This window comes from Arthrobacter sp. GQ119, from assembly GCF_059759125.1.
On record NZ_JCAXEA010000006.1, the window covers coordinates 60741 to 78267 of the forward strand.

Sequence of the window (17527 nt, forward strand, 5' to 3'; positions counted from 1 at the left end):
CACATGCCGGTGCTATCGTCTATCCGCTCAATGACAGGCATCTCCCACTGAGTGGGAATCTCGCACCCGAAGACGCAGGCAGGAATCACATGACGCAGGAACTTCATCTGGAGGGCAACTCCCTCCCCCTCCAAGGCATCCGCGTGCTGGAGCTCGGCAGCTTTATCGCGGCACCGTTCGCCGCCCGCCTCTTTGGTGACTTCGGGGCCGAGGTCATCAAGATCGAAAAGCCCCAGGGCGGCGACGAGCTGCGGGACTGGCGCAAGACCCGCGGCACCACGTCCATGCTGTTCCGCACCATCGGCCGCAACAAGAAGTCGGTGGCCCTGGACCTCCGCTCGGAGGCCGGGCGTGAGGCGGTCAAGAAGATCGCAGCGCAATGCGACGTGGTTATCGAAAACTTCCGTCCCGGCACCCTCGAAAAGTGGGGCCTGGGCCCGGACATACTGCAGGAACTCAACCCGGACATGGTGATGGTCCGGATCTCCGGATATGGCCAAACCGGCCCCTACAAGAACCGGGCAGGCTTCGGCAGCTCGGCGGAGTCCTTCGCCGGCCTGCGCTACATCACCGGCGAACCCGACCGACCCGCCGGCCGTGCAGCCGCCAGCATGGGTGACACCGTCGCCGGTCTCTACGGGGTCATCGGTGCCCTGATGCTCATGCTGCAGAAGGCCCGCGGACTCGAGACCGGCACGTCCAAGGTAGTCGACGTAGCCCTCTACGAGGGTGTCTTCAGCCTGCTCGAATCACTCGTCCCGGACTACGACGCATACGGCATGATCCGGCAGCGCACAGGCGGTGCCCTGCCCGGCGTCGTACCCACCGGCTCCTACCTCTGCGGGGACAAACTCGAGGTGGTCATCGGCGGAAATTCCAACTCCGTGTTCATGCGCTTGATGCGGGCGATCGGCCGCAACGACCTCGCCGAGGACGAAACCCTCCTCACCACAGAGGCCCGCGGTGCCCGGGAGGAAGAACTCAACGGCGCCATCTCCGCCTGGACGGGCAGCATGCCCCTTACCGAGGTGCTGGACAAACTGGACGAGGCCGGCGTGCCCGCAGGCCCCGTCTACGACGCCCCGAGCATCGCCGTCGACAAGCACTACCTGGCCCGGGACATGATCCAGACCCACGAAGTGGTCATCGAGGACGAGCCCGAGCTGATCCGCTTCCCCGGCGTCGTGCCAAAGATCCCCGGCCACCAAGGCCACGTCAAATGGGTCGGCCCGGAACTGGGCCAGCACACCCAAGAGGTTCTGCAAGAGCTTGCCGGCATGGACGCTGAACAGATCGCAGGGCTCGGACTGCAGGAGGTGCGGTGATATGGAGGTGGAAATCACCGACGTCTTCCTGCGGGACGGCCTCCAGGACGAACCGGTCATCGTGTCGACAGCGCACAAGCTGGAAATTGCCGAGGCCCTTATTGCCGCGGGCTTAAAGCGCATCGAGGCCGCGTCTTTCGTGAACCCGAAGCGGGTGCCGCAGATGGCTGACGCCGCCGAGGTCATTTCTTCACTGGAGGCTGTCCCGGGAGTCACCTACACCAGCCTGGCGCTGAACGGCCGGGGTATTGAACGGGCCGTCGAGGCCGGAGCAACGGATATCCAGGTTGTGACGTCAGCAAGCCAGGCCCACAGCAACGCCAATGCAGGCCAGACCATCGAGGAAGCCCTCGACAGCCTCGGCGCCACCGTGGCCAAATACCCGGAAACACGCTTCTTCGCAGGCATCTCCACCGCCTTCACGTGCCCCTTCGAAGGCAGCATCGACCCCCACTACCTGCTGCGGATAGTCCGGGCCTTCAAGGACATGGGCATCGCCGACATAGGACTGGCCGACACTTTGGGCACCACCCCAACCGGGCAGGTCATGGCCAGCCTGCAGCACGTCCGCGCCGCCGAACCGGACCTGACCTACTACCTCCACCTCCACAACGCCCACAGTCAGGCCCTGGGAACGGCGAGCGCGGCGGTGACTGCCGGCGTCGTCCGTTTCGACGCGGCACTGGGCGGATACGGCGGCTGCCCGTTCGCCCCCGGTGCGCACGGCAACATCGCCACCGAGGAACTGGTCCGGCACCTTCACGACGGCGGACACGAAACCGGCGTTGACGAGGACCGCCTCGCCGACGCTGTCCGGCTCGCCCGCGACGTGGTGATGCACTCACCCGCGGCCGGAATGCTGGACCCTGCCCGCTAAAACCGAACCGCGAAAAGCCCTCCACCCACCCCACAAGCAGCACCGGCAAAATAAAAATTCCTACTCACCGTTTTGGAGACGATGATGTCTACAAGCCCACGCACTACGGAACTCACCGACGAACCAACGGACCACGCCATGAGCGAGACCACGCCCGGCCCCACCGGCGGCATCGAACATCCGGCGACACGCACGGCCGGCCCCCGGCCGGGGACCCACTACCCCGGCCGCCTGGGATTCCGCATTGCCAGTGTTCCCGCTCCCCTCTACCTCGTCCTCGCGGGCCTGGTCCTCACCGCCGCCCTCACTGGCAATCTTCCGGACACCATGGTGGCCGGCTTTGCCACCACCATCCTGCTCGGCGGCCTGTTCATCTGGATCGGCAACCTCTTCCCGGTACTCCGCGACTTCGGACTGCCCACGGTCCTGTGCACGTTTGCACCCGCCACGCTCGCATTCCTGGGCATAATGCCCGAGAACATCGTCACGGTCGTGCAGAACTTCATCGACGGCCAGGGCTTCCTGGACTTCTTCGTCGTTGGCATCATCGCCGGCTCCATCCTCGGCATGCCGCGAAAGCTCCTGCTGAAGGCCGGCCCGCGCTTCGCCGTCCCCCTGGTCGGTTGCCTCATCGCCACCTTCGTCCTGGTCGGGTCCATCGCAGCGCTGACGGGCTTCGGATTCATCGAGGGCATCCTCTTCATCGCCGCACCCATCATGGCCGGCGGCCTGGGCGTCGGCGCGCTGCCCATGTCCGAAATGTACGCCTCGGCAACCGGCGGCGATTCCGCCACCTTCATGGGAGACCTGATGTCCGCCGTCGTCATGGCAAACGTCGTCTGCATCCTCATCGCCGGCATCTACAACGGCCTCGGCAAGCGCAAGAAACAGCTCTTTATCGGCTTCAACGGCCACGGCCAGCTGCTGCGCATCAAAGGCCGCGCCGCCGAGCTCACCCTGCCGCCCAAGCGCGACACCTCCTCCTTCATCGCCCTGGGCAAGGGACTGCTCATCGCCGGCAGCCTCTTCGTCTTCGGCACCCTCGTGGCCGCTTTTCTGCCCGGCCTGCACCCCTACGCCTGGACGATCATCGCCGCCGCCGCCGTCAAGATCTTCGGGCTGCTCCCCCAGGACGTCGAAGACTCCACGGCCGACTGGGGCGATCTGATCGGCGCTGTCCTGGTCCCGGCCCTGCTCGTGGGCGTCAGCCTCACCTACATTGACATCACGGACGTCCTCGCCTCGCTGAGCAACCCGCTGTTCATTCTGCTCACGGTCTGCACCGTCATCATCGCCACCCTGACCTCCGGCGCCCTCGGATGGCTCGTGAAGTTCAATTTCGTGGAAGCATCCATCACGCCGGGCCTGGTCATGGCGGACACCGGCGGCAGCGGCGACGTGGCGGTCCTGAGCGCTGCAAACCGCATGCACCTCATGCCGTTCGCGGCCCTCACCAACCGCCTCGGCGGAGCGATGGTCCTCTTCGTGACGTCGCTGATTGTCCCGTTCCTCGCCTAGCAGCTCCTCACCACGCAGGTCTGAATTACGACGGCGGTGCCCGGCAACTGCTGCGGGGCACCGCCTCTCCACCTCACCCAAAGGATCACCATGATGGATAACGTCCTGGCCGTTGACGGCCGTACACCCACGATTTCCGGCGAAGCCTGGATAGCTCCCACGGCCACCGTTGTCGGCTCCACCACGATCGGCGCCGGGACAGGGGTCTTTTACGGCGCCGTCGTGCGGGCGGACATGGAGGACATCAGTATTGGTGCGGGCAGCAACATCCAGGACGGCGCTGTCGTTCACGCCGACCCGGGCTGCCCGGCACGGATCGGCAACCATGTCAGTGTCGGGCACGGCGCCGTGCTGCACGGCTGCAGGATCGGCGACGGCGCGCTGATCGGCATGAATGCCACTGTCCTGAACGGCGCCGTGATCGGCGCAGGCTCTCTGGTCGCGGCCAACGCGCTGGTTCTCGAGGGCATGGAAGTCCCACCGGGATCGCTCGTGGCGGGGGTGCCGGCCAAGGTGCGCCGCCCGCTCACGCCCGAGGAGATCGAGCACTGCAGGCAGAACGCCGCAACGTACACCGTACTCACCCGGAAGCACCGCGACGCAGCGCCGCTGGTCCTGTCGCATCGCTGAACTGAGGAGAAAAATGACAAGCACCAGCACCCACGTTCTGCCGGGTGGCCAGGCACCAGCGTTCCCCGACGAGGGCCACGTGTCCGCGATTGTCGCGGACGTGGTGGCGGAGCGCGCCGGGCACCTGTTCGGGCTGATGGGCAACGGCAACGCCCACCTCATCAGCCGGCTGACCCGGCGCGGCTTTCCCTTCACCTCGGCGCGGCACGAAGCCGCGACGGTCGCCATGGCGGACGCGTACCACCGGGCGACCGGGGGCGTAGCGGCCGCCACCACCACCTACGGCGCCGGGTTCACCAACGCGTACACGACGCTCGCTGAGGCGCGGATCGCCCGCATCCCGCTGGTCCTGGTGGTGGGAGATGCACCCTCCAGCGGTTCGAGGCTGTTCGACGTCGACCAGGCCAAGGCCGCTGAAGCCGCCGGCGTAGTCACCCTGGTGGCCGGCCCCCATAACGCCGCCGCCATCACCCACCGCGCCTTCGACCTTGCCCTGCAAGCGGTCCAGCCCGTCGTGCTCGCCATCCCCTACGACCTGGCCACTGCCCCGCCCTCGGACCTGGAACCGGTGGAACCGCTGCCCGCAAAGCCCGTGTGGCCGGCAGAGCCTGACGTACTGGACCGGGTGGCTGGCCTGCTCGCTGCGGCCGAGCGGCCACTCATCCTGGCCGGACGCGGCGTTCTCCTGGCCGACGCTGCCGCCTCTCTGAACGACGTGGGAGACCGGCTCGGCGCACTCTTTATGACCTCGGTCATGGCAGCCAACGCTTTCAACAGCCCTTGGGATCTGGGCATCGCCGGCGGCTTCACCCGCAGCCACCGCCTCGACGTTGCACGCCAGGCGGATCTCGTCCTCGTAGTCGGAGCCAGCCTCAATACGTTCCAGACGCGCTACGGAACGCTGTTCCCCGCAGGAACCAGGATCGTCCGCGTGGACAACGAACCGGACCCGGGACAACCGGCAGCGGAGTACATCAGGGCTGACATCCGCCCGTTCATCGAGGGGCTGCTGGAACGGGTTCCGACGGCCTCGTCCACGTGGCGAAATCAGGTTCCGGAGGTATCCCAGGCGGAGTTCCGTTCATCCCGCCCCAGTGAGGACCCTGTCGAGTTCGGACCTGACGGCCGGCTTAACCCGCGTGCCGTCGTCGCCGCCCTGGACCGTATCCTGCCGGCGGATCGCTCCGTAGTCATGGATGGCGGACACTTCATCGGCTGGGCGCCCATGTACCTTTCCGTGCCGGACCCGCACGCCATGATCCTCGTCGGCACCGCGTTCCAGTCCATCGGGCTCGGTTTCGGGTCTGCCGCAGGAGTCTCCGTGGCGCGCCCCGAACGCACGACAGTCCTGGTCAGCGGTGATGGCGGCGGCTTGATGGGCCTGGCCGATTTCGAAACCTTCCTCCGCGTAACCCGCAAGGGGGTCGTAGTGGTGCTCAACGACTCCGCCTACGGCGCGGAGCTGCACCAGTACGCTGCAAAGGGCCTCCATGACCAGGCGATGCTCATCGACGAAGTGGACTTTGCCGCCGTCGGACGCGCACTGGGCGCCGAAGGGGCCAAGGCCCGCACGCTGGCCGACCTGGATCAGCTCCAGAAATGGCTCGCCAGCCACCAGGAAGGCGTCTACGTTCTCGATGTAGCAATTTCGCAAAAGGTGGTTGCAGAGTTCATGGCGGAGTCGCTGGCCGCCAAGGGCTGAGCCGGCGTCATAAGCTGGCCATATGCCGTCTACTGACACCAACGGAAGCAACCGCACGCTCGAACGTGCCGCCGCCCTTCTTGATGCCGTGGGCCGGTCCGCCGTCTCAGCCAGTGAGCTGTCCCGACGGACCGGCCTGTCGCTGTCGACAGCGCACCGGCTGGCGCTGCAGCTGGCCGACTACGACTTCCTCCGCCGCACCGACAGTGGCGCCTTCCGGCTCGGGGACCGGTTCGTCCGGTCAGCACTCGAGAACGCGGGCATACCCGTCCTCAATGACCTGCGGGACCAAACCGGCGAGACTGCACAGCTGTGGGTACGGCGCGGCGATGAACGTGTCTGCCTGCTCAGTGCCGACAGCCGGCACGAACTCCGTGCAACCCTTCCTCCCGGCTCCAGGCTGCCCCTGCCACAAGGATCGAGCGGCCGGCTCCTCGCCGCCGAAGAGGATGCATTGGCCGAGCTGGCCGCCGTCGGCTGGATTGAATCGATAGGTTCCCGCACGCCCGGCTTGGGCTCCGTCAGCGCCCCCGTGCGCACCGACGATGGAATCATCGCCGCGGTATGCCTCGCCATGCCCCTGGCCCGGGTGTCTGAATCCCCCGGCAAGGACCACGGCGACCTGGTTGTACAGGCAGCGGAGCACATTGCCGAGGCAGCCCAGCGACGGACCTAGGAGCCGGTCATACAGCGGCGGGCACGCTCCCCGTTGACTGCAACACACTCCAACATTTCCCTGCAGTGACCCCCTCGATAACGACATTTCTGCCCCCAGAATTGACCTGGGGACGAGCAGCAGTGCGACTCACGCGCCACGCCTTTCACGGGACAGGAGTCGGTCCACCGAGTCGGCAGGGTCATAGATCGATCCCCAACGTCTACCGGGCCGGTATCAGGGACAGAGCCTCTCGGACCTCTTCGGCTATGAGGGCTTGGGTCGAGCGCGTACGTGCATCCGCTCGCCCTGCTGCCCAAACAGACTGAGGAACTCGACGGGTCTGCCGTCAGCGCTGGCGAACCAGTGCGGCGTGTGGGTGTCGAATTCCGCGGCTTCACCGGGGCGAAGTTCAAAGTCCTTGTCGCCCAGCACCAAACGCAGTCGTCCGTTGAGGATGTAGAGCCATTCATAGCCTTCGTGAACGCGGGGGTCGGGCTCGGCCCCCCGGGCATCACCGGCGAGCACCATCTTAAAGGCCTGTAATCCGCCTGCGCGGCGCGTGAGAGGAACAGCCGTCATGCCGGCATGGGTGATGGGCCGGAGATGAATTCTCGGATCCCCGGTGGGCGGGGCGCCCACCAGGTCATCGAGGGGAACACCGTACAACCTCGCGAGGGGCAGCAGGATTTCGAGGTTTGGCCTGCGCCGGCCGGATTCGAGGCGGGAAAGGGTGCTGACCGAGACTCCTGATGCGGAGGACACCTCTCCGAGTGTGAGGTTCCGTTCCGCACGGAGTGTGCGAAGCCGGGGGCCGACCGCCCCGAGAACATCGTCAAGCTCAGTTGTCATAGCGCCCAGTTTGCCATAACAGCAATTTTGTTTGCCAACCCGGGATCGTGCGATGGACGCTGATGTTACTACCCAGGAACTCTGGGCGGCGAACGATCAGGACGCGACGAAGGGCATCTCAGTATGGACACCACACGGTATGACGCAGTAATTGTGGGCGGCGGTGCGGCGGGACTCAGCGCCGCCACCACGCTGGCCCGGGCGCTGCGCTCGGTGCTGGTCATCGATTCCGGAACTCCACGCAACGCACTCGCGGCGGGGGTACACGGGTATCTTTCAAGGGACGGCATGAACCCCTGGGAACTCCTGTCCATCGGACGCACCGAAGTTCTCTCCTACGGAGGAACGGTCATTGACGGCGAAGCCGTTTCGGCACGGCGAACGCCCGATGGATTCGACGTGATACTCGCAGATGCCCGCCGGTTCTCCGGCAGACGCCTCCTCGTCGCCACCGGCCTGACAGACGAGCTGCCTCGCATCGACGGGCTGCGGGAGCAATGGGGAAAGGGCGTCGTGCACTGCCCGTACTGCCATGGCTGGGAAATCCGTGGGCAACGGATTGGAGTCCTGGGCACCGGCCCGTTGTCCGTCCATCAGGCACTGTTGTTCAGACAGTGGTCCCGGGACATCACCCTTTTCCTCAACGACACCGTGGAACCCACAGACGGGGAGAAGGAAAAGCTCGCTGCCCGGTCCGTAACGGTCGTTGAAGGCGCCGTAGCCTCTGTTGACGCTGTCGATGGCGTCCTCTCGGGGCTCACGCTCTGCCAGGGCTCCTCGTTCGACCTAAAGGTCTTGGCTGTCGGAACACGGATGGAGGCCGGATCCGCGCTTCTGGAATCACTCGGGCTAAGTTCTCAGGTGCACCCGTCGGGGGCTGGACGGTTTATCGAGACCGACGCTATGGGTGCGACGGCCGTCCCGGGCGTGTATGCGGGGGGCAATGTCTCCAACTTAATGGCTCAGGTAATCACCGCGGCGGCCGAGGGTGTCATGACCGGCGCAAGGATCAACGCCGACCTCATCGAAGAGGAAACCCGATGGGCCGTTGAGGGTCGGATCCTGGCTTAGGGGAAGAGGGTCCGGGAACCTCCAAAGATCCCAGCCATGGTCCAGGCATCGAAGGAGAGCAGCCTCACGGTCCCCTCGGCGGCCAGGCTTACGTGCTCACCGCCCAAGGTCGGGTAAACGCGGGCCGTGAGCGGCTTGCCGTTGGCGAAAATTTCGACGGCGGACCGGTCCACCAGGACACGCAGGTGTACCCGGCCGTCGGGCATCGGGAGCGGTCCGGACTTGTCCTCCACATCAACGGTTGGATCGAGGCTGCTCCGAGTACGGTCGAGGCGGAGTGTGCCTTGGCCGCCGCCTTCAGCGGCCCGGCACACCTCGATCACTGTTTCCTCCTTGGAACTGCCGGAGACACCAGCGTCAGCCGAACCCAGCAAACCCAGCCGCAGCACAGCACCCGGCTCGAGCTGCAAGTCCAGTTCAAGGTCCAGTTGGCGGCCGGACACCCCCGTAGCCACAGGTGTCCCGGCATCCACCAACTCCTGTCCCGGCAGTCCCACGTGGTCCCGGCGCAGCTTCTCGATTTCGGGCACGGGTGCGAAACGGAGGGTTCCGTCGTCGGCCAGGGTGGTGATGCGCGGCAAACTCATGACGCCCGACCATCCTGCCTCCACCATTGCGGCGTCGCTGCGCCCCTCCTGAAGCCAACCAAACATGATGCGCCGGCCGGACTCATCCAGGAACGACTGCGGCGCGTAGAAGAACCGCCCACCGTAGTCGAGCCGATGCAGCCCGGCGGGCTCGAAAGAGTCTCCCGAGTAGCGGCCGGTCCAGTACAGCGGGTGCCGGGTGTCGCCGTCGTCCCATGCGGAAAAGACCAGCACATCGGGCGCGTCACCAGAAGAAGGAACCGTGCCCAACGAGCCCCCGCCTGCCCGGAACAGGTCCACGCATTCCCACATGGTCCCGGTCCAGTCGGTATCGGCAGGATCGCCCTGTGAGGCGTCGCCGATGAACAGCGGGCCGACGTATTCCCACGTACGCAAGTCCGAGGATTCGTACAGGAACGCCGTGCCACCGCGCCCGCGAATGCCGGAGCCCACCAGCTGCCGCCACTTTTTACCCTCGCGCCAGACGCAGTGATCGCGATACGCCGTGATGTCCACCCCGGCCGGCGGGGCTGGGATGACCGGGTTCTGAGGCAGTTTGCTCCAGCTCAGCAGGTCTGCGGATCCCACGGCAACGCAGGGCAACTCCTGCTCGCCGAGCCGTCCCGAGTACACCAAGGTGGGCGTGCCGCCGTCGTTCACCAACACCCCCGACCAGCAGCCATCGGCGTCCGGACCGGCCGACGGTTCCAGCGCCACCGGCTGGTCCGTCCAGTGGACGAGGTCGATGCTGGTGGCGTGGCCCCACTGGATGCGGTGGTGGAAGGCGCCTTCGGGGTTGTACTGGTAGAAGAGGTGGTAGGTGCCGTTCCATTGGCTCACGCCGTTGGGGTCGTTCAGCCAACCGGCCGGGGAAACAAAGTGGAAGCGCGGCCGGAGGGAGTCCGCATCGGCGCGGGCAATCAGTTCGTCCTGGGGAACGGTGGCGAGTGGGTGCGTCGATTCAGTCATGCGGAGGCCTTCTTGTCCGTAGGTTCAGTTGCCAGGGCGTGGCCGCCTGCTCCAGCCTGCGGGCGGTAGCGGTGGCAGCGCACCCAGTGGCGGTTTTCGGGGTCGCCCACGCGGTGGCGAACGGGTTCCTCGGCCGAGCAGGCCTGGTTTGGGTCGCCGTCGAAAGCGCAGGTGGTCGACGCCATCACAGCCTGCCGCAGCTCGGCACGGCGGACGGGATCGTAGGAGCCCGCCCGGGCCGGATCCGGGACGGCCGAGACCAGCAGCTGCGTGTACGGATGCGCCGGGTTGGCCAGGAGGTCCAAGGACTCGCCCTCTTCAACGAGCTCGCCGGCGAACATGACCGCCGTCCGGTCCGCCAGGTATCGGGCCGAGGCGAGGTCGTGCGTGATGTAGAGCATGGAGATTCCCTGTTCGTCGCGGAGCTTCCGCATAAGGTTCAGCACGCCGATCCGGACCGAAACATCCAGCATGGAAGTTGGCTCGTCAGCGAGGATGACCTGTGGTTCCACGGCAAGGGCCCGGGCGATCGAGACTCGCTGACGCTGCCCGCCGGAGAGCTCGTGCGGGTAGGAGTTCAGCATGTCGGCCTGCAGGCCCACGGTGGTCATGAGCTCCTCGAGTCGCTGCTGCGTCTCTGTCTCGGAGCTGCCGCCCTTCCGGTGGATCGCCAGCGACCTCCGCAGGAAGTGCTCGATCCTGTGTGCGGGGTTCAGCGAACCGAAGGGGTCCTGGAAGACCATCTGCAGCTGGGAGCGGAAGGCCCGGGAGGCTTGGAAGCGGTCGCTCTTGAGGACGTCGACGCCGTCAATCAGGATCTGCCCGGAGCTCGGCTTTTCGAGCCGGGCAACACAGCGGGCGAGGGTGCTCTTGCCGGACCCCGATTCGCCCACGAGTGCGACGATTTCCCCGCGGCCAATGGTCAGGTCCACGCCGTGCAGAGCGCGAACCGACTGACGGGAGAAAAGGCCGCCGATGGGAAACGACTTACCCAGTCCGCGGACCTCGAGGGCGGGGGTCTGAGTGGAAACGGCTGGACGTGATGAAGATTGCACAGCGTGGCTCATCGTGCGGCTCCTTCGAAAACGGCTGCTTCAAGGACGGCTGCTTCAGCGTCGGTACCAAACGCGGCCACGAGGTGGCCGGGTGCCGCCTCGGTGAGGTCCGGGATGTTCCGGAACTTCACGCCGTCGGGCAGTCCCGTCAGCGGAACCCGCGGGCCGGTGAGCGGCGGGAAGGCTCCCATCAGCGCCTGCGTGTAGGGGTGGCGGGGGTTGGCGTAGACGTCCTGGGCCTTGGCGGTCTCCACGATCCGCCCGCCGTACATGACAGCCATGCGGTGCGAGAGTTCCACCATGAGGGACATGTCGTGCGTGATGAAGAGGACCGAGAAGCCCAGTTCACGCTGGAGTTCCTTGATCTGCGCCATGATTTCCTGCTGCACCACCACGTCCAGCGCGGTGGTGGGTTCGTCGAGGATCAGCAGCGACGGCTTGAGCGCCACGGCCATGGCGATCACGGCGCGCTGCCGCATGCCGCCCGAGAGCTGGTGCGGGTAGGACTTGAGGCGTGCGGGGTCGATCCTCACCAATTCGAGCAACTCACCGGCACGCCGCAGCGATTCCTTGCGCGAGTAGCCCGCATGAGTGGTGAAGATATCCACGATCTGCTCGCCGATGGTCAGCACCGGGTTGAGCGAGTTCATGGCGGACTGGAACACCATGGCCACGTCCTGCCAGCGGAAGCGCCGCAGCTCCTCCGGGCTCATGGCCAGGACGTCCTTGCCGCCGAAGGAGATGCTGCCGCCGGCGATCTTCGCGGGATCCTTCAGGAGCCGCATGATCGAGTTGGCGATGGTGGACTTCCCGCAGCCGGACTCGCCCGCCAGGCCGAACACCTCACCGGTGCCGATGCTGAAGGAAACACGGTCGACGGCGGTGGTGGAGCGGGTGTCGCCGATGTACTTGACGGTGAGGTTCTTGACGTCCAGGACGGGCTCGTGGGAGCCGAAGGAAACTTGGGAGACTGTCATTTGGCGGCGCTCCTTTCGGTAATTTTTGGGGTTTTGATCTTCCGCAGCCGCGGGTTCGTGACTTCGTCCACGGCGTAGTTGATGAGGGCCAAGGCGAACGCGACCAGTGCGATGCAGACACCCGAGGGGACGAACACCCACCAGCTGCCGGTGAGCAGGGCGCCCTCGTTGCCGGCCCAGAAGAGGTTGTTGCCCCAGGAGACGGTGCTGACGTCACCCAAGCCAAGGAACTCCAGGCCTGCCTGGGCGCCGATGCCGTAGATCACGCAGGCCAGCAGGGTCCCCATGACGATCGAGGCCATGTTCGGCAGGATCTCGCGGAACATGATCCGGCCCGCCCGTTCGCCGGACACCACGGCCGCGGCCACGAAGTCCTTGGAACGGATGGACAGTGCCTGCGACCGCAACACACGTGCCGACCCGGCCCAGCCGGTGACGACGAGCACCAGGATCACGGTGCCCAGCCCTGGCGGAAGGAACGCGGCCAGGATGACAAGAAGCGGCAGTCCGGGCAGGAGCAGGAAGACGTTGGTCAGCAGGGAGAGTGCTTCGTCAATGAACTTGCCAAAGTACGCCGAGGCCAGGCCTACCAAAATGCCGATGAAGGTGGATGCGAAGCCCACAGTCAACCCAACGAACAGGGAACTGCGGGAGCCGTGGACAGTCAGGGCAAGCACGTCCTGACCTTTGGCCGTGGTGCCTAGCCAGTGCTCGGAAGACGGTTCCAGCGAGGCCATCGCGGTGATCCGCGACGGGTCTCCGGGGAACAGCACGGGGGCCAGCAACGCAAGCGCGATGAACACGAACATCACGGTCATGCCCAGCAGGGCCTTCTTGTTGGTGATAAGTCCGTGGACGAAACTGCGGTTGGGCTTGCGGGCAGCTGCGGGCTCAGTGGGCTCAGTGGGCTGCTTCAGAATTGCGGTTGTCATGATGGGTCCCTCAGTTGCTGCGCACGCGCGGGTCGAGGCGGACGTAGAGGATGTCCACCAGGAAGTTCGCCAGCAGCACGGCGGCGGTGATGGTCAGGAACAGGCCCTGCATAAGCGGGTAGTCGAGGCCCTGGACTGCGTTGAGGAGCTGGTAGCCAACACCCGGGTACGCGAACACCACCTCGGTGAGCAGCGCACCACCCACAACGAATCCCAGGCCCATGCCGAAGCTCGTGACCGATGGGAGCATGGCGTTCCGGGCTGCGTAGCGGAGCATGATGCGGCCGGGGCGGAGTCCCTTGGCTTCGGCCATGGTGATGTACTCCTCGGAGTTGGTGGCGATCATTGTGTTCCGCATGCCCAGCATCCAGCCGCCGATGGAGACCAGCACGATCGTCAGCGCCGGGAGCACGAGGTGGGCGCCGACGTCGCCGATGAACTCCCACGTGAACCCGGGCTCCAGTCCGTCAGTGAAGGCGTGGCGGATCGGGAACCAGTTCAGCACCACGCCGAACAGGTACAGGGCGCCCATCGCGAGCCAGAAGTACGGGAACGATCCGATGAACACCAGCAGCGGCGGGAGCGCGGAGTCGATCGCGCCGCCGCGCCGCCAGGCGGCGAGGATGCCGAGCAGGTTGCCCACGACGGCGGCAATCACCAGTGCGGTTCCGCCGAGCAGGAGGGTCCAGCCGATCTGGGACGAAATGACCTCGGTGACGGGGGTAGGGAAACGTGAGATGGAGACGCCCATTTGCCCCGTGAAGATGTTGTGAAGGTAGTCGATGTATTGCTCCCAAATGGGCCGGTCGTCAACACCCAGCAGCTTGCGCAGGGCCTCGATCTGTTCGGGCTGCATTCGGTCCTGGGTCCGGGCGAACATGCGGGAGACGGGATCGCCGGGCATGAAGCGCGGGAGCAGGAAGTTCAGGGTGATGGATGCCCAGAAGGCGATCAGGTAGAAACCCAGGCGGCGCAGGATGAAGCGCACGGTTTCCCTCCATTTCGGGAATTGCGGAAAGTTTGGGGCCACGCCCGGCGCGGCGATACGGCACTACGCCGGGCGTGCTGTGTTGGGGGGCTGGTCGCCGGATGTCCGGCGACCAGCGGTGGGACTACTTGCGCGGTTCCAGCGTGGTCAGCACCAGCACAGTGGTGGGTGACCGTTCGGACAGCGTGGCGTACGGGTTCTCCTCCGTGGGCCAGCCCGTGAACCGCGTGTCGTTGAAGGCACCCCATACCGGGCCGGAAAAGAGCGGCACCAGCGGCGCGACGTCGTTGTACTCTTCCTGGAGTTTGTCGGCGATGTCCTTCTGCTTAGACTCGTCCGCCTCCGCAGCGAACTCGGCCAGCAGGGCATCGGCCTTGGCGTCGCCGAAGCGGTGGTAGTTGTCGAACGTCTGGGTGCCCACCGGCTTGACCGTGGACGTGCCCATCATGCCTGCGAAGTACTTGTACGGGCTGGGGTCGTTTGCACTCCACACGATGCCGGAGTCGAAGTCGCCGGTCTCGTAGCCAGCCACCACGGCGGCCCAGTCCGGCGAGTCCACCTTGGCCGTCACGCCAACCTCGGCCAGATTCTGCGCGATCACGTTGGCCACGGACAGCCAGTCAGAAGAAGACGCGCCCACGGAGATCTTGAATTCGAAGGGCTTGCCATCCTTGAGCGTGCGCTTGCCGTCAGCACCCTTCGGGTAGCCAGCCTTGTCCAGCAGTTCATTGGCTTTTTGGACATCCAGCTTGGTCCAGGTGCAGTTGTCCTTGACCTCGTTGTTCTTCCAGGTCTCATAGTTGCCGGAGAGTCCGGTGCAGTCTGCAGGCTTGGCGTAGCCGCTCATGCCGATCTTAGTGACCTGCTCCCGGTCAACGGCCATGCTCAGGGCCTTGCGGACATCAACATCGTTAAAGGGGGCCTTGGTGGTGTTGAGTTGCCAGTTGATCATGGCTCCCGTGGCCGGGAACCAGTAGTGGCGGTGTTCCTTGTCCTTGGAAACGAACGTCTTTTCGATGTTCGGAATATACTGCGGAGCCCAGTCCACGTCGCCGTTCGCGGCGGCGAGGTTGGCGCCGTCGTTCCCTGCAAAGGCGAGTATCTTGATACCGGCGATCTTTTGCTTTTCCGGCTGCCAGTAGTTGGGGTTCTTCTTCAGCACGAACGACTGGGCTTGGAAACTGTCAACCTCGGTGTAAGGGCCTGTGCCGACGGGCTTGGCGTTGGCGTCCTTCTCCGGATCGCCGAGGGTGGACCAGATGTGCTTGGGCAGGATGGTGAGTTGGCCGACGTCGTAGAGCGCCGGGGACCACGGCTTGTTGAAGGTGAAGGTGACTTTGTTGGTGCCTTCGGCGGCAACGGACTTCAGATAGTCGTAACCACCCTTGATCTTCTTCTGGAGCTCGAACGTGTAGGCGACGTCCTCGGCCACGAACGGTTGGCCGTCGGACCACTTCACGCCGTCGCGCAGGGTGAAGGTGATGGACTTGCCGTCGTCGGCAGCCTTCCATTCAGTGGCGAGCCACGGCACCGTGTCTCCCTTGGCCGGGTTGAAGATCAGCAGCGACTCATAGATGGACTGCTGGACCATCGGGTTAACGGTGGGCGCGAACGGGTTGAAGTTCTGCACGAACGTGCCCATGTCCTCACGCGGAATGGTCAGAAAGGCGCTGGCGTTCGCTGCGGCGTCAGTACCGGCAGCCTTGTTGACGGTGGCTGCACAGCCGGTCAGCAGCAGTGCGCCTACCGCCAGCCCGGCTGCCGTGATGCGGGCAGACCTCAGGAATCGGGGTTGTGTCATGATGGTTATCTCTTTCCTATCTTCATCAGCAAGGTGAAGGGGTGGGTGAGGGGTTGCTCTTCGCTATTGATTTCGCGGTCAGACCGAAGAGCGTTCTAGCAGCGGACAGTCGACTAATTGCTGGTCGGCAATTATTGGCTGTCCTGCTGTAAGAGCTGCGAGCGTCTGGACTCCCAGGGCGCCCATTTTTGCGAACGGCAACGCAACTGTGGTCAGCTTGGGCCTGAGGTAGGCCGCAATCAGTTCCTGGTTGTCGAAGCCGATCACGGCGATGTCTCCGGGGATGGTCAGGCCCCGTTCTTTGATGGCGTCGTAAGCGCCCATCGCCATGCGGTCGTTGAGGCAGAACAGCGCGGTTGGCCTGTCCTTTTTTGGGTAGCGGTCCAAGATTATGCACGCGGCCTCGTACCCGCCGTCCGCCGTTGCATGTCCGGGCACCACGAGCTCCGGGTCCAGCTCGAGGCTGGCTTCGGCGAGTGCTTCGCGGGCACCCTCCAAACGCCCGACGGCGGCGGGAATGTCCGGGTCCAGGTTGATGACTCCGATCCTGCGGTGGCCGGCCCGGAGCAAACGTTCGACGGCGACGCGGCCTCCGGCACGTTCGTCCGGGACAATCGAGGGCAGCTTCCCGTCCGCGTCGAAGCAGTTGATCAGTACGGTGGGTACTTCCTTGGTGCTTTCCGGCACGTGCACGCCACGGTGGTACGTTGCCGCGTACAGAAGTCCTTCCACTCGTTGTTCCAGCAGCTTTTCCACGGCTGCATCTTCCAAGCCCTGATTGGGTCCCACGGCATCGGCCTGGTCGGAAGGCGCGATGAGGAGGAACCTGTGGTCAAGCCAGGCCTGGTCCTGGGCGCCCTTGATGATGTCCACCGCGAACGGGGCCGTCACGATCTCGGTGACGATTCCGTACCAGTCACTGCGCTGGGAAGCCAGTGCGCGTGCTCCAGCATTCGGGCGATAACCCAATGCCTGAACGGCGTCGTTGATGCGGGTGCGGGTTTCCTCAGAAATGCTGGCGTTTTCGCGGTTGCTCAGCACGAACGAGACGGCCGTCCGGGAGACACCGGCATGCTTGGCGACATCACTCATGGTGACACCCCGCTGCCGCACAGCCGCGGCTTTGTTGGGGTTCGTGGTTTTCGCCATTGAATACTCCGGTGGTCTTCGTTGAACTGGGCGGTGCCAGCCAGTCGGGATCTGGGGTGTGTGTTCCGATTTTGCCGGACTTGGTAGTAACGCGAGTTAGTAACGCGAGTAACCTTGAACGTGTGATTTAGGTTACTCGCGTTACTACCCCGCTGTCAACGAGTCCCGTTGCCGCTGGAAAACCTTCGTGTAGCGGCTCCCGAACCACGGATCTTCAGCGGGCGCACTCCTGGCCGCCGGCATCAACGCTGAGCACTCTGTGTCATATCAAAACTCGACAGGCTTGGCCGGGACCTGTGCCAGGTAGTGAAAATCGTCCGTCAGCTGACTGAACGGGGCATCCGCGAATGGGCTTCAGCTTCTGGGCTACAACTTCCGCCACGCCATCGGCGAACGGGCTGCGAGGACACCCCGGTACGTAGGCGATGTCCCGATGCGT

At 65.0% G+C, this 17527-nt stretch carries 15 protein-coding genes; 7 read left to right on the forward strand and 8 right to left on the reverse strand.

From position 1 onward, the window contains the following. Positions 1-89 precede the first annotated feature (89 nt). From AC6CH3_RS07325 to AC6CH3_RS07350, 6 genes are all read left to right on the forward strand, one after another. Positions 90-1325, forward strand: coding sequence for a CaiB/BaiF CoA transferase family protein (locus tag AC6CH3_RS07325; protein ID WP_498131799.1), 1236 nt, complete (start codon positions 90-92; stop codon positions 1323-1325). A 1-nt stretch (position 1326) separates the two neighbouring features. After that, positions 1327-2202 carry a hydroxymethylglutaryl-CoA lyase gene (locus AC6CH3_RS07330; protein WP_498131800.1) on the forward strand — a complete coding sequence of 292 codons (876 nt, stop codon included), beginning with the start codon at positions 1327-1329 and terminating at the stop codon, positions 2200-2202. Between the two features lie 84 nt (positions 2203-2286). Beyond that, entirely contained in the window at positions 2287-3720 is a 1434-nt protein-coding gene (locus AC6CH3_RS07335) for a 2-hydroxycarboxylate transporter family protein (protein ID WP_498131801.1), read from the forward strand. Between the two features lie 93 nt (positions 3721-3813). Continuing rightward, positions 3814-4350, forward strand: coding sequence for a gamma carbonic anhydrase family protein (locus AC6CH3_RS07340; protein ID WP_498131927.1), 537 nt, complete (start codon positions 3814-3816; stop codon positions 4348-4350). A 13-nt stretch (positions 4351-4363) separates the two neighbouring features. Continuing rightward, positions 4364-6052: a thiamine pyrophosphate-binding protein gene (locus AC6CH3_RS07345; RefSeq protein WP_498131802.1), complete on the forward strand. Its 1689-nt coding sequence runs from the start codon at positions 4364-4366 to the stop codon at positions 6050-6052. A gap of 22 nt (positions 6053-6074) precedes the next feature. After that, on the forward strand, positions 6075-6728 hold the full coding sequence (locus AC6CH3_RS07350) for an IclR family transcriptional regulator (RefSeq protein WP_498131803.1): 654 nt from the start codon (positions 6075-6077) through the stop codon (positions 6726-6728). Positions 6729-6974: 246 nt separating this feature from the next. Here the strand turns inward: AC6CH3_RS07350 and AC6CH3_RS07355 are convergent, their stop codons facing one another. Then, positions 6975-7559, reverse strand: coding sequence for a helix-turn-helix domain-containing protein (locus tag AC6CH3_RS07355; protein ID WP_498131804.1), 585 nt, complete (start codon positions 7557-7559; stop codon positions 6975-6977). A 123-nt stretch (positions 7560-7682) separates the two neighbouring features. On the opposite strand from AC6CH3_RS07355, the gene AC6CH3_RS07360 reads away from it, so the two are divergent. Then, complete coding sequence (locus AC6CH3_RS07360) at positions 7683-8630, forward strand: NAD(P)/FAD-dependent oxidoreductase (protein WP_498131805.1); 948 nt, start codon at positions 7683-7685, stop codon at positions 8628-8630. On the opposite strand, the gene AC6CH3_RS07365 is transcribed toward AC6CH3_RS07360, so the two are convergent. The 7 genes from AC6CH3_RS07365 to AC6CH3_RS07395 form a co-directional block, all read right to left on the reverse strand. Next, positions 8627-10186 carry a glycoside hydrolase family 32 protein gene (locus AC6CH3_RS07365; RefSeq protein ID WP_498131806.1) on the reverse strand — a complete coding sequence of 520 codons (1560 nt, stop codon included), beginning with the start codon at positions 10184-10186 and terminating at the stop codon, positions 8627-8629. The two genes, AC6CH3_RS07360 and AC6CH3_RS07365, sit on opposite strands and share 4 nt — an antisense overlap. After that, the gene (locus AC6CH3_RS07370) at positions 10183-11253 is read right to left on the reverse strand and encodes an ATP-binding cassette domain-containing protein (RefSeq protein ID WP_498131807.1); all 1071 of its coding nucleotides are present in this window, start codon (positions 11251-11253) and stop codon (positions 10183-10185) included. Before AC6CH3_RS07370 ends, AC6CH3_RS07365 begins: the two co-directional genes overlap by 4 nt. After that, complete coding sequence (locus tag AC6CH3_RS07375) at positions 11250-12218, reverse strand: ABC transporter ATP-binding protein (protein WP_498131808.1); 969 nt, start codon at positions 12216-12218, stop codon at positions 11250-11252. The genes AC6CH3_RS07370 and AC6CH3_RS07375 overlap by 4 nt, the downstream gene beginning before the upstream one ends. Further along, positions 12215-13150: an ABC transporter permease gene (locus AC6CH3_RS07380; protein ID WP_498131809.1), complete on the reverse strand. Its 936-nt coding sequence runs from the start codon at positions 13148-13150 to the stop codon at positions 12215-12217. Before AC6CH3_RS07380 ends, AC6CH3_RS07375 begins: the two co-directional genes overlap by 4 nt. Before the next feature lie 10 nt (positions 13151-13160). Beyond that, positions 13161-14138, reverse strand: a complete 978-nt coding sequence (locus AC6CH3_RS07385; RefSeq protein WP_498131810.1) for an ABC transporter permease — start codon at positions 14136-14138, stop codon at positions 13161-13163. Positions 14139-14262: 124 nt separating this feature from the next. Beyond that, entirely contained in the window at positions 14263-15939 is a 1677-nt protein-coding gene (locus AC6CH3_RS07390) for an ABC transporter substrate-binding protein (RefSeq protein WP_498131811.1), read from the reverse strand. A 78-nt stretch (positions 15940-16017) separates the two neighbouring features. Next, a complete protein-coding gene (locus tag AC6CH3_RS07395) occupies positions 16018-17088 on the reverse strand; it encodes a LacI family DNA-binding transcriptional regulator (protein WP_498131812.1) in 1071 nt (356 codons plus the stop codon). Positions 17089-17527 lie beyond the last annotated feature (439 nt).

Bases quoted from the DNA above. Each gene is read 5' to 3' on its own strand.
- AC6CH3_RS07325 (WP_498131799.1), top strand. From the start codon at position 90: ATGACGCAGGAACTTCATCTGGAGGGCAACTCCCTCCCCCTCCAAGGC.
- AC6CH3_RS07330 (WP_498131800.1), top strand. From the start codon at position 1,327: ATGGAGGTGGAAATCACCGACGTCTTCCTGCGGGACGGCCTCCAGGAC.
- AC6CH3_RS07335 (WP_498131801.1), top strand. From the start codon at position 2,287: ATGTCTACAAGCCCACGCACTACGGAACTCACCGACGAACCAACGGAC.
- AC6CH3_RS07340 (WP_498131927.1), top strand. From the start codon at position 3,814: ATGGATAACGTCCTGGCCGTTGACGGCCGTACACCCACGATTTCCGGC.
- AC6CH3_RS07345 (WP_498131802.1), top strand. From the start codon at position 4,364: ATGACAAGCACCAGCACCCACGTTCTGCCGGGTGGCCAGGCACCAGCG.
- AC6CH3_RS07350 (WP_498131803.1), top strand. From the start codon at position 6,075: ATGCCGTCTACTGACACCAACGGAAGCAACCGCACGCTCGAACGTGCC.
- AC6CH3_RS07355 (WP_498131804.1), bottom strand. From the start codon at position 7,559: ATGACAACTGAGCTTGACGATGTTCTCGGGGCGGTCGGCCCCCGGCTT.
- AC6CH3_RS07360 (WP_498131805.1), top strand. From the start codon at position 7,683: ATGGACACCACACGGTATGACGCAGTAATTGTGGGCGGCGGTGCGGCG.
- AC6CH3_RS07365 (WP_498131806.1), bottom strand. From the start codon at position 10,186: ATGACTGAATCGACGCACCCACTCGCCACCGTTCCCCAGGACGAACTG.
- AC6CH3_RS07370 (WP_498131807.1), bottom strand. From the start codon at position 11,253: ATGAGCCACGCTGTGCAATCTTCATCACGTCCAGCCGTTTCCACTCAG.
- AC6CH3_RS07375 (WP_498131808.1), bottom strand. From the start codon at position 12,218: ATGACAGTCTCCCAAGTTTCCTTCGGCTCCCACGAGCCCGTCCTGGAC.
- AC6CH3_RS07380 (WP_498131809.1), bottom strand. From the start codon at position 13,150: ATGACAACCGCAATTCTGAAGCAGCCCACTGAGCCCACTGAGCCCGCA.
- AC6CH3_RS07390 (WP_498131811.1), bottom strand. From the start codon at position 15,939: ATGACACAACCCCGATTCCTGAGGTCTGCCCGCATCACGGCAGCCGGG.
- AC6CH3_RS07395 (WP_498131812.1), bottom strand. From the start codon at position 17,088: ATGGCGAAAACCACGAACCCCAACAAAGCCGCGGCTGTGCGGCAGCGG.